Origin of the sequence: Streptomyces sp. NPDC057900 (assembly GCF_042887885.1) — a bacterium.
Lineage (GTDB): Bacteria > Actinomycetota > Actinomycetes > Streptomycetales > Streptomycetaceae > Streptomyces.
The window spans coordinates 127070-137576 of sequence record NZ_JBHVOI010000017.1 but is presented as its reverse complement, the minus strand read 5'-3'; the positions used below and the strand labels follow the sequence as shown (position 1 = coordinate 137576).

The window sequence follows — 10507 nt, the reverse complement described above, 5'->3', positions numbered from 1 at the left end:
GAAAAAGTCGCCCGCCTCCACCTCGCCGCCCTCGGCGTCAAACTCACCACGCTGCGCCCGGAGCAGGCGGCGTATATCGGTGTCGAGGTCGACGGCCCGTACAAGCCCGACCACTACCGCTACTGACCTGCGAATCCGTCCGACCGACCGAGAGGGACGAGGCGCTCTCCTTCTTCCTTGGAAGGCCGGCCAATAGAGACAGGCTCGATAGGCGCTGGAGAATTCCGGGCCCGCCCCCGGTGCTTCGCTAGCGTTCGTCGGTGAAGCCTGAAAATCGATGCGAACTCGACCACGTACGGAGGAAACCGTGAGGATTCAGGTTCTGGGTCCGTTGAGTGCCGAGGTCAACGGGGGCTCGATTGTTCCGACGGCGGGGAAGCCGCGCCAGATCCTGGCTCTTCTCGCGCTGTATCCGGGACGGGTGATCCCCGTGCCGACGCTCATGGAGGAGATCTGGGGAACCGGGCTCCCGCAGAGCGCCCTCACCACCCTGCAGACCTACATACTCCAGCTGCGCCGGCGGCTGGGCACGGCCATGGGGCCGGGCGCTCCCGGCGGGGCCAAGGATGTGCTCGCCACCCGCCACGGCGGCTACCTGATGCAGATCGCCCCCGAGACGGTCGACGTGCACGAGTACGAAGAGCTGGTCGCCAAGGGGCAGCGAGCCTTCGAGGCCGGCGAGGACGAGCAGGCCGCCGGGTTGCTGCGCACGGCGCTCGCCCTGTGGCAGGGCCCGGCGCTGGTCGACGTGCGCGTCGGCCCGATCCTGGAGATAGAGGTCATGCGGCTGGAGGAGAGCCGGCTGGTGACGGTGGAGCGCCGGATCGACGCGGACCTCCGCCTGGGCCGGCACACCGAACTCATCGTCGAGCTGGCCGAGCTGATAGCGCGTCACCCACAGCACGAAGGGCTGCACTCGCAGGCCATGGTGGCGCTCTACCGCTCCGGCCGCCAGGCGAGCGCGCTCGACGTCTACCGGCGTCTGCGCACCCGGCTCATCGAGGACCTCGGCGTCGAGCCCTCACCGCAACTCCAGCGCCTGCACCGGGCGATGCTCATGGTGGACCCCGCGCTGGACATGGCTTCAGGACCGCGCCGCAGTTCCACGTTCGACCTCTACGCCGCTTAGATTCCTCCCAGCGTCCAGGACCTCCCGGCACGGCGTGGTCTTGCGGGAGGAAGGCCGCGCGGAAGATCCTCGGTGAGTGCGCCGAGGACGGCGCGGGCCCGTACCTACGTCAGGGAGGCACTCGGCCGCAACAACACCGCGACGTTCAACCTCGCCAAGCAGTTCGCGGAGAGTCCGGTCCCCGCTCTCCGACCCCGCACCACCAGGAGTACGCATATGCGCATGTCCTCGCCCACGGCATCACGGGCGCATTCCCAGCTCACGCTGGAGGAGGTCATCAAGCGGTACGACGACCACGTCGTGCTCGACCGGGTGTCCCTCACCGTCAAGCCGGGTGAGAAGGCCGGTGTCATCGGTGACAACGGCTCAGGCAAGTCCACCCTGCTCCGGCTGATCGCCGGGGCAGAGGACGCGGACAACGGCGAGGTGACCGTCACCGCCCCCGGCGGTGTCGGATACCTGCCGCAGCGGCTCGACATGCCGGCCGGAGCCACCGTCAGGGATGTCCTCGACCGCGCCTTCGCGGACCTGCGTGCCGTGGAGAAGCGCCTCCACGAGGTCGAGGACGCGCTGGTGGACGACGACCCGGAGCTCCTCGCCGAGTACGGGAACCTGCTCGCGGAGTTCGAGGACCGCGGCGGCTACGAGGCCGATGCCCGGGCCGACACGGCCCTGCACGGTCTCGGCCTGCCCGGTCTCGACCGCGACCGCCGGGTGGACACCCTCTCCGGCGGCGAGCGTTCCCGGCTGGCGCTGGCCGCCACTCTGGCCGCCGCCCCCGAGCTGCTGCTCCTCGACGAGCCCACCAACGACCTGGACGACCAGGCCGTGGACTGGCTGGAGAAGCGGCTCCAGGACCACCGCGGCACCATCGTCGTCATCACCCACGACCGCGCCTTCCTGGAGGCCGTCACCTCCGCCATCCTGGAGGTCGACCCCGACCGCAAGACCGTCAACCGGTACGGCAACGGCTACCAGGGCTACCTCGCCGCCAAGGCCGCCGCCCGTGCCCGCTGGGAGCGGGAGTACGAGGAGCACCTCGCCGAGATCGAACGGCAGGAGACCCGTGCGGCCACCGCGGGACGGATGCTGGCCTCCATCGCGAAGAAGGGCCCCTGGGCGTTCAGCGGTTCCGAGCACCACCGGGCCCGGTCCTCCTCCTCCTCGACCTCCAGCAAGGCCCGCAACGCCAACGAGCGGCTGAACCGGCTCCACTCGGACCCGGTGCCGAAGCCGCCCGAGCCGCTGCGCTTCAGCGCCGACATCGTGGTGGGCGACGAGGCCGCCGAGGTTCCGGAGGGCCCCCTCACCGAGGTCTCCGGGCTGCGCGTGGACGGCAGGCTCGCCCTGGACTCGCTGTCTCTCGCCCACGGCGAGCGGCTGCTGATCACCGGCCCCAACGGTGCGGGCAAGAGCACCCTGCTGCGGGTGCTCGCCGGCGACCTGGAGCCCGACGCGGGTACCGTGCGGCGGGCCGAGCGGATCGGCTGGCTGCGCCAGGACGAACTGCCCAAGGACCCCCGGCGCTCGGTGCTCGCGGAGTTCGCCGACGGCCGCCTCGGCCACGCCGACGAGTACACCGAGCAACTGCTCTCCCTGGGCCTGTTCCGGGAGTCCGAGTTCAGCCTCCCGGTCGGCTCCCTGTCCGTGGGCCAGCGCCGCCGCATCGACCTGGCGCGCCTGGTCACCCGGCCCGTGGACCTGCTGCTCCTGGACGAGCCCACCAACCACCTGTCCCCGCTGCTCGTCGAGGAGCTGGAGCAGGCCCTGGTGGACTACACGGGGACCGTGGTCGTCGTCACGCACGACCGGCGGATGCGCCGGGCCTTCCGCGGCTCGCACCTCGAACTGAGCGGGAAGGCCGCCGTCACCGGCTGACGCGGACCGCCGCCGCGCGGATCTCGTCCAGCAGCCCGGCCTGCCGCCGCGACTCCTCACCGAGGAGCGGCAGGCCGGGCCGTTGCGCGTCCGGTGCGCGCACGGACGCGGCGAAGAACCGCAGTACGGCCGCGAAATGGTCCTCCGCGGGCACCCGGATCTCCGTCTGCCCGGTGCCGGTGGCCAGCCGGACCACCGGCTCGTGATCGGGCGCCGTCGTGTACACGTGGTCCACGGAGAGGGTGCCGGCGCTGCCCTGGATCTCGTACCAGGACCGGTAGTGGTGCTCCATCCCGAACCGGAGCTGCGCCACCGCGCCCTCCGGGGCGGCCAGCAGTACGGCCCCGGACACGTCCACGCCGTGCTCCTCGTCGGTGCGCAGCACCGCGCCGGCCACGGTCAGGCCGCTGCCGAGGAAGCGCAGGGCGGCCCGCAGCGGGTAGACCCCGCTGTCGAGCAGGGCCCCGCCGCCGGTCCGGGGGTCGTAGCGGGTGTCGCCCGGCGGGCGCGGCGGGATCGTGAACGCCGCCGATACAGCACGCACTTCGCCCAGGACCCCGTCCGCGAGGAGGCCCGCGACCCGGCGCTGGGTGCCGTGGTGGAGGAACATGAAGTTCTCCAGCAGCACCAGCCCGCGTTCCCGCGCCAGTCCGTACAGGGTCTCGGCGTCTGCACCGCAGGTCGCGAGCGGCTTCTCCACCAGGACGTGCTTGCCGGCGCGCAGGGCGCGTTCGGCCCATGCGGCGTGGTGCATGGTGGGCAGACAGAGGTAGACGGCGTCCACGTCGGCACGCCCGAGCAGGTCCTCGTACGAGGGCGCGGGGGTGCCCCCGAACCGGTCCGCGAACGCCGCGGCCCGCGCGGGGTCCCGCGCGGCGGTGGCGGCCAGTTCGAGTCCGGGGGTGCGCAGCAGCGCGGGCAGGGTGCGGCGCGCGGCGATGTCGCCGCAGCCGAGGAGTCCCAGGCGCAGGGGAGCGGGCATGACGTCCTCGGTGGGAGGGGCAGGGGCGGTCGGTAGCAGGAACGGTCAGTACAGGGTGTGGGCGCAGACGACGAGTGTGCGCAGTTCGACGTTGAGGTAGTTGCCGTGCGCCATCAGCTCGGTGAGCTGGGAGAAGGTCAGCCAGGCGTAGTCGCTCGGCACGTCCTCGCTGAACGCGTCCGGCACCTCGATGATCGTGTACCTGTTCTCCGCGTGGTAGAAGCGGCCGCCCTCCTCGGACTGCACCGCGTCGTAGTGGATGCGCGCCGTCGGGGCGGCCAGCACGTCGGCGAGGAAGGGCGGGTACGGGTCTGTTCCCGGGCCCGTGTGGTCGGCCGGCCGGCAGTGCACGGTCGGCGCCAGCTCGGCCACGTTCAGGTGCCCGACGTCGACCCGGGCCTGTACCAGGGCGTGCAGGGTGCCGTTGATCCGTTTGACGATCAGGGCCATCAGGCCGGGGACCTGAGGCTGGATCAGGGGCTGGGTCCAGGAGGCGACCTCGCGGTTGCTCGCCGAGATGTCGGCCCCGATCACCCGGAACCGGCGTCCGCCGGTGTGCCCGATCTCCTCGTCCGTGAACGTCCAGCCGTCCTCGGCGACCTCGGCGAGCGGCACCCGGCGCTGGACGAGCTCGCGCAGGGCCCGTATGCCGGTGAGCCAGCTGAGCACCTCGCTCGTGTCGTGCACCGAGGGGGCCGACAGACCGTGGAAGGAGCGCAGGACCGGGTCCAGGTCCACGCCGTCGGGTTCGGCGCCCGCGGTGGGCAGGCAGGCCAGGATGGAGCGGGTGTCCATGTTGACCACGTTGTCCAGCCGCAGCAGGCGCAGCAACTGTCCGAAGGTCAGCCAGCGGAAGCCGTCGCCGATGTCCCCGGTGGCGGTGTCCTCGTCGATCTCGATGATCATGTTGCGGTTGCGCTTGGCGAGGAACCAGTCGGCCTGCTCGGACTGGAGTACGTCCACGAGGACCCGCGCCCGGCCCCGTTCCAGGAACAGGTCGAGGAACGGGATGCCGAGCCCCTGGTGGACCCCCGTGAAGTTGCTGCGGGTGGCCTGCACGGTGGGGGAGAGCTGGAGGGTGTTGATGTTGCCCGGCTCCATTTTGGCCTGCATGAGGAAGTGCAGGACGCCGTCGATCTCCTTCACGACGATGCCGAGCAGGCCGACCTCGGGCTGCACGATGATGGGCTGCTTCCAGCCCCGGTCCGGCAGCCCGTCCGCGGTGACGTGCAGGCCCTCCACGGCGAAGAAGCGGCCCGACTCGTGGCGCAGGTTGCCGTCGCCGTCGAAGTACCAGCCCCGCAGCGCGGCGAACGGCACCCGGGTGACCCGGAAGCTGCCCGCGCGGGCCTGTTCGTCCAGCCAGCCCAGCACCCGGTCCATGGGCGTGACCGCGCTGTCGGGGGTACGGGCCGACACCAGCAGGCGGTGCGCGGTGTCCGTTCGGTCTGCGGTCCGGGCCAGGGTGTCAGCGGACATGGTCCAGCGCCTCCTCGATGATGTGGCAGACGGTTTCCGAGCGGTCGTTGAGGAAGAAGTGCCCGCCCGGAAGCACCCGCAGGTCCACCGGACCTCCGGCCACCTCCGACCAGCGCCGCGCGTCGTCGACGGACACGTTGGGGTCGCTGTCCCCGGTGAGTACCGTCAGCGGCACGGACAGCGGCGCTCCGGCGCGGTGCCGGTAGGCGCCCGCCATCCCGTAGTCGTTGCGGAGCGCCGGCAGCACCATCCGCAGCAGCTCCTCGTCCTGGAGGAGCGCCGGATCGGTGCCCTGCAGCGCGGAGATACGGGAGATCAGGGCCCGGTCGTCCAGCAGGTGCGCGGTGTCCGTGCGCGGCACGGTGGGTGCGCGGCGGCCGGATACGAACAGGTGCACGGGCTCCTCGCCCGTTCCGGTCAGCCGGCGCGCGGTCTCGTACGCGAGGGTGCCGCCCAGGCTGTGCCCGAACAGGGCGAACGGGCGGCCGGTCCACTCCCGCAGTTCCGGCAGCACCGCCTCGACCAGGGCGTCGACGGTCTTGATGAAGGGTTCCCCGCGCCGGTCCTGGCGGCCCGGGTACTGCACGGCCAGGACTTCGACGCCGACACCGGCGTCGGCGAGGACGTCGGCGAAGCGCAGGTAGGCGGTGGCCGAGCCGCCGGCGTGCGGGAAGCACACCAGCCGGACGGCCGGGTCCTCGACGGGCCGGTAGCGGCGCAGCCACACACCGGAGGGGGAAGAGGGAGCGGAGGCGGTGGAGGGATTGCGGGTGGTGGGAATGGTCATGGCCGGATCAGCTCCCCGCCCGTCGGTACGTAACGCGGCAGCCTGCCGGATGCCACGACCTCCGCGAGGGAGGGGGCGGCCGCGTCCTTGGCGGAGCGCACCGGCGGACCCGCGAGCTCCCACGGCAGGCCCAGTTCGGGGTCGAGCGCGTCGAGGTCGACCATGGCCCCGGGCACGTACTCGGCGGACAGCAGGTAGTTGACGCAGGTGCCGTCCTCCAGGGCGAGGAAGGCGTGGCCGATGCCGCCGGACATGTAGAGGGCGATGCCTTCCCCGGCGTCCAGCCGGTTCACGGCGTACCGGCCGAAGGACGGCGAGCCCTGACGGAGATCGACCATCACGTCGAGGATCGAGCCCCGGACACAGGTCACCAGCTTCCCGGCGTCGGCCGGTACGTCGTTGCAGTGCACCCCGCGCAGGACGCCGCGCCGCGAGACGGAGTTGTTGACCTGGCGGACCTCGAAGGGCAGCCCGGTCGCCGCCGTCAGCTCACTGTGCCTGGCGGCCTCGTAGAAATGGCCGCGCTCGTCCTCGAACCGCTCCGGCAGCAGCCGGTACGTGCCGGGTATCCCGGTCTCGTCAATGCGCACGGGCACCTGCCGGCTGCTCCGCGCCCCGCCCGGCGGCGACCGCCCCCGGGAGCGCGGCACGCTCCTTCAGCGGCTCCCACCAGGACCGGTTCTCCCGGTACCAGGCCACCGTGGCCGCCAGGCCCTCGGCGAAGGGCACCCGAGGCTCGTATCCCAGCTCGCGGGAGATCTTCGAGATGTCCACCGAGTACCGGCGGTCGTGCGCGGCCCGGTCGGTGACCCTCCGCACCGCCGACCGGTCCCGGCCGCACAGCTCCAGCAGGTGGTCCGTCAGTTCGAGGTTGGTCAGCTCCGTGCCGCCGCCGATGTTGTAGACCTCGCCGGCCCGGCCCTTCGCGGCGACCAGGGCGATGCCCCTGCAGTGGTCGTCCACGTGCAGCCAGTCGCGGCTGTTGAGGCCGTCTCCGTACAGGGGCACGTCGAGCCCGTCGACCAGGTTGGTGGTGAACAGCGGGATCGCCTTCTCCGGGAACTGGTACGGGCCGTAGTTGTTGGAGCAGCGCGTCACGCACACCTCCAGCCCGTGCGTGCGGTGGAAGGCCAGCGCCATCAGGTCGGAGGAGGCCTTGGAGGCCGCGTACGGGGAGTTGGGCAGCAGCGGGTGTTCCTCCGGCCACGAGCCCGAGTCGATCGACCCGTACACCTCGTCCGTGGAGACGTGGACGAACCGCGCGACCCCCGCCTCGACGGCTGCTTGCAGGAGGGTCTGGGTGCCGAGCACATTGGTGCGCACGAACTCGGAGGCGTCGGCGATCGAGCGGTCCACGTGCGACTCGGCCGCGAAGTGCACCACCATGCCGGTCCCGGCCATCAGCCGCCCGACCAGCTCCCTGTCGCAGATGTCGCCGTGGACGAACTCCAGCCCGGGGTGGTCGCGGACCGGGTCGAGGTTGGCGGGATTCCCGGCGTAGGTGAGGGCGTCCAGGACCACCACCCGTGACCCGTCGAGGTCCGGATAGGCCCCGGACAGCAGTTCTCTGACGAAGTGCGAGCCGATGAAGCCCGCACCTCCGGTCACCAGGACTCGCATCGTCAACTGGCCTTTCCGGGAAGGGGACGGGACGGTGGGTTCGGTCGGTCGGTCGGTTGGGTCGGGTTCGGTGGGTGGTCAGGCGGCCGACGAATCGGCGGTCTGCCCCTCCGCGGCGGCCCGGCGGGCGATCTCCCGCACGTAGTCGCCGTAACTGGAAGCCCCCAGGTCGCTGCCGAGGGCGAAGCACTGCTCGGGGCTGATGAAGCCCGTCCGCAGGGCGATCTCCTCCACGCAGGCGATCCGCTCGCCCTGGCGCTGCTCCAGCAGCTGTACGTACTGCCCGGCCTGAAGAAGCGAGTCGTGGGTCCCCATGTCCAGCCAGGCGAATCCGCGGCCCAGCGGGTTCAGCCGGGCCCGGCCCTGGGCCAGGTACACCCGGTTGACGTCGGTGATCTCCAGCTCGCCGCGTGCCGAGGGCGTCAGCCGGCGGGCGATGTCCACCACGTCGTTGTCGTAGAGGTACAGGCCGGTCACCGCGAGGTTGGAGCGCGGCTTGACCGGCTTCTCCACCAGGGAGAGCAGGGAGCCGTCGGCGTCGATCTCGCCGACCCCGTACCGCTGAGGGTCCTTGACCGGGTAGCCGAACAGCTCGCAGCCGTCCAGGCGGGCGGCGGCCTGCGCGATCAGCTGGGAGAAGCCGGGGCCGTGGAAGACGTTGTCCCCGAGAATGAGTGCCACGGGGCTGTCGCCGATGTGCTCCTCGCCGATGAGGAAGGCCTCCGCGATGCCGTGGGGCTCCTCCTGCTGGGCGTAGCTCAGGCGGATGCCGAGCTGCCTTCCGTCGCCGAGCAGCGCGCGGAACATCTCCAGGTGGTCCTTGGCGGAGATGATCTGGATGTCGCGGATGCCCGCCAGCATCAGCACCGACAGCGGGTAGTAGATCATCGGCTTGTCGTAGACCGGCAGCAGCTGCTTGGACAGCGCGCCGGTCAGCGGGCGCAGCCGGGTGCCGCTGCCACCGGCCAGGACGATGCCCTTCATCGGACGGCGGGAGGCGGGGTCGCCGAGTGCCGAGAGGGCCGGAACCTTCGTGACGTCAGACATGGCTGTTCTCCGTGGCGTGACGGACCGCCGCGATGACGGTCTCCGCGTCCCGTGCGATCAGTTGCGGGCCCATGGGCAGGCTCAGCACCTCCGCCGCCAGCCGCTCGGAGCGGGGCAGCGGCACGAACCGGGTGCGCGCGTAGGCGCCGGATCGGTGGACGGCGATCGGGTAGTGGACCAGGCTCTCCACCCCGGCCCCGGTCAGGGCCTGCCGTAGCTCCTCGCGGTGCGCGGTGCGCAGCACGTACTGGTGCCAGACGGGCTCGGCCCAGGACCGGACGGCCGGAGGGACCACCCCCGGCAGGCCGGAGAGGCCCTCGGTGTAGCGTGCGGCGATCGTGCCCCGGCGCGCGTTCCACGCGTCGAGGTACGGCAGCTTCGCCCGCAGCGCCGCCGCCTGCATCTCGTCCAGGCGGGAGTTGGTGCCGTGCACCTCGTGCCGGTACTTCTCGCGGGAGCCGTAGTTGCGCAGCAGCCGGATCCGCCCGGCGAGCTCCGCGTCGGAGGTGACCACGGCGCCGGCGTCGCCCAGCGCGCCCAGGTTCTTGCCCGGGTAGAAGCTGAACGCCGCCACGTACCGCGAGCCGATCCGCCGGCCCTTGTAGCGGGCCCCGTGCGCCTGGGCCGCGTCCTCCACGACCGGGATGCCCCGGGGCGCGGTGACGGCCTCGATCGCGTCGAGGTCCACCGGGTGCCCGTACAGGTGCACCGGCATGACCGCCTTGGTCCGCGGGGTGATCGCGGCCGCGAGGCGGTCGGGGTCGATCAGGTACGATCCGGCCGCCGGCTCCACGGGGACGGGGCGGGCCCCCGTGGCGGACACCGCGAGCCAGCTCGCGATGTACGTGTGTCCGGGGACGACCACCTCGTCGCCCGCGCCGATGCCCAGCGCCCGCAGCGTCAGCTCCAGGGCGGCCAGGCCGCTGCCGACACCGACGCAGTGCTCGTTCTCGCAGTACCGGGCGTACTCCTCCTCGAACGCCTCCAGCTCGGGGCCGAGCAGGTAGCGTCCGGAGCGCGACACCCGCAGCACGGCGGCGTCGATCTCCGCCTGCACATCGTCGAGGGCGTGCAGGTCCCGCAGGTCGTGGAAGGGGACGACGCGTGCCGGGCGGGCCGGCGCCGGGGCCGTCACAGCCCCCTCCTCGCGGCCCGCAGGAACTCGTCGTAGTCGCGGTAGTAGTCCGACTCGTCGTAGTGCCGCGAGGCCAGGACCACGCTGACCGCGTCCGCCGAGAAGTCGCTCAGGTTCCGCCACACCATCGGCCCGATGTACAGGCCCCGGCCGGCGTCGTCGAGACGGTGCTCCGCCTGGTTGACCCCGTCGTCCACGGTGATCGTGAAACTGCCGTGGACGGCGATGACGAGCTGCTCCAGCGCCCGGTGCGCGTGCCCGCCGCGGGACGAGCCGGTGTCCAGACCGTGCAGGTAGTACACCCGCTCGATCGGGAAGCCCGCCGTCCACTCGGACTCGACGACCGACAGGTTGCCCCGTGCGTCGTTGTGCTGCTCCAACTCGATGAAGGCACAGGGCTTGACCCTGCCCACCTTCGGTTCTGTGATGATGCCCACCGACATGCGATCG

Annotated in this window: 11 protein-coding genes; 3 read left to right on the top strand and 8 right to left on the bottom strand. The window is 71.6% G+C overall.

From position 1 onward, the window contains the following. From ACFVQ0_RS34880 to abc-f, 3 genes are all read left to right on the top strand, one after another. Positions 1–126 (top strand): adenosylhomocysteinase (locus ACFVQ0_RS34880; protein ID WP_390093196.1); only part of this gene is annotated, 126 nt, incomplete at its 5' end. Positions 127–307: 181 nt separating this feature from the next. Beyond that, positions 308–1129 carry a BTAD domain-containing putative transcriptional regulator gene (locus ACFVQ0_RS34875; protein ID WP_390093190.1) on the top strand — a complete coding sequence of 274 codons (822 nt, stop codon included), beginning with the start codon at positions 308–310 and terminating at the stop codon, positions 1127–1129. 222 nt (positions 1130–1351) lie between these two features. Beyond that, a complete protein-coding gene (gene abc-f, locus ACFVQ0_RS34870) occupies positions 1352–3007 on the top strand; it encodes a ribosomal protection-like ABC-F family protein (protein ID WP_390093195.1) in 1656 nt (551 codons plus the stop codon). Here abc-f and ACFVQ0_RS34865 read toward each other — a convergent pair. The 8 genes from ACFVQ0_RS34865 to ACFVQ0_RS34830 all read right to left on the bottom strand — a co-directional run bounded on the left by ACFVQ0_RS34865 (position 2997) and on the right by ACFVQ0_RS34830 (position 10500). After that, positions 2997–3989 (bottom strand): Gfo/Idh/MocA family protein, encoded by a 993-nt coding sequence (locus tag ACFVQ0_RS34865; RefSeq protein WP_390093189.1) that lies wholly within the window; start codon positions 3987–3989, stop codon positions 2997–2999. The two genes, abc-f and ACFVQ0_RS34865, sit on opposite strands and share 11 nt — an antisense overlap. Positions 3990–4034: 45 nt before the next feature. Further along, a complete protein-coding gene (locus ACFVQ0_RS34860; RefSeq protein ID WP_390093188.1) occupies positions 4035–5468 on the bottom strand; it encodes an NDP-hexose 2,3-dehydratase family protein in 1434 nt (477 codons plus the stop codon). Beyond that, the gene (locus ACFVQ0_RS34855) at positions 5458–6255 is read right to left on the bottom strand and encodes a thioesterase II family protein (protein WP_390093187.1); all 798 of its coding nucleotides are present in this window, start codon (positions 6253–6255) and stop codon (positions 5458–5460) included. The genes ACFVQ0_RS34860 and ACFVQ0_RS34855 overlap by 11 nt, the downstream gene beginning before the upstream one ends. Further along, positions 6252–6845, bottom strand: a complete 594-nt coding sequence (locus ACFVQ0_RS34850; RefSeq protein WP_390093186.1) for a dTDP-4-dehydrorhamnose 3,5-epimerase family protein — start codon at positions 6843–6845, stop codon at positions 6252–6254. Before ACFVQ0_RS34850 ends, ACFVQ0_RS34855 begins: the two co-directional genes overlap by 4 nt. Then, positions 6835–7875, bottom strand: coding sequence for a dTDP-glucose 4,6-dehydratase (gene rfbB, locus ACFVQ0_RS34845; protein ID WP_390093194.1), 1041 nt, complete (start codon positions 7873–7875; stop codon positions 6835–6837). The genes ACFVQ0_RS34850 and rfbB overlap by 11 nt, the downstream gene beginning before the upstream one ends. 78 nt (positions 7876–7953) lie before the next feature. Continuing rightward, on the bottom strand, positions 7954–8859 hold the full coding sequence (gene rfbA / locus ACFVQ0_RS34840; RefSeq protein ID WP_390093193.1) for a glucose-1-phosphate thymidylyltransferase RfbA: 906 nt from the start codon (positions 8857–8859) through the stop codon (positions 7954–7956). 55 nt (positions 8860–8914) lie between these two features. Then, on the bottom strand, positions 8915–10057 hold the full coding sequence (locus ACFVQ0_RS34835; RefSeq protein WP_390093185.1) for a DegT/DnrJ/EryC1/StrS family aminotransferase: 1143 nt from the start codon (positions 10055–10057) through the stop codon (positions 8915–8917). Beyond that, positions 10054–10500 carry a sugar 3,4-ketoisomerase gene (locus ACFVQ0_RS34830; protein WP_390093184.1) on the bottom strand — a complete coding sequence of 149 codons (447 nt, stop codon included), beginning with the start codon at positions 10498–10500 and terminating at the stop codon, positions 10054–10056. Before ACFVQ0_RS34830 ends, ACFVQ0_RS34835 begins: the two co-directional genes overlap by 4 nt. Positions 10501–10507: the final 7 nt, after the last annotated feature.

What these genes read in the sequence shown, in the direction of transcription:
- abc-f (WP_390093195.1), top strand. Translation starts at nt 1,352, where the DNA reads ATGTCCTCGCCCACGGCATCACGGGCGCATTCCCAGCTCACGCTGGAG.
- ACFVQ0_RS34865 (WP_390093189.1), bottom strand. Translation starts at nt 3,989, where the DNA reads ATGCCCGCTCCCCTGCGCCTGGGACTCCTCGGCTGCGGCGACATCGCC.
- ACFVQ0_RS34860 (WP_390093188.1), bottom strand. Translation starts at nt 5,468, where the DNA reads ATGTCCGCTGACACCCTGGCCCGGACCGCAGACCGAACGGACACCGCG.
- ACFVQ0_RS34855 (WP_390093187.1), bottom strand. Translation starts at nt 6,255, where the DNA reads ATGACCATTCCCACCACCCGCAATCCCTCCACCGCCTCCGCTCCCTCT.
- rfbB (WP_390093194.1), bottom strand. Translation starts at nt 7,875, where the DNA reads ATGCGAGTCCTGGTGACCGGAGGTGCGGGCTTCATCGGCTCGCACTTC.
- rfbA (WP_390093193.1), bottom strand. Translation starts at nt 8,859, where the DNA reads ATGAAGGGCATCGTCCTGGCCGGTGGCAGCGGCACCCGGCTGCGCCCG.
- ACFVQ0_RS34830 (WP_390093184.1), bottom strand. Translation starts at nt 10,500, where the DNA reads ATGTCGGTGGGCATCATCACAGAACCGAAGGTGGGCAGGGTCAAGCCC.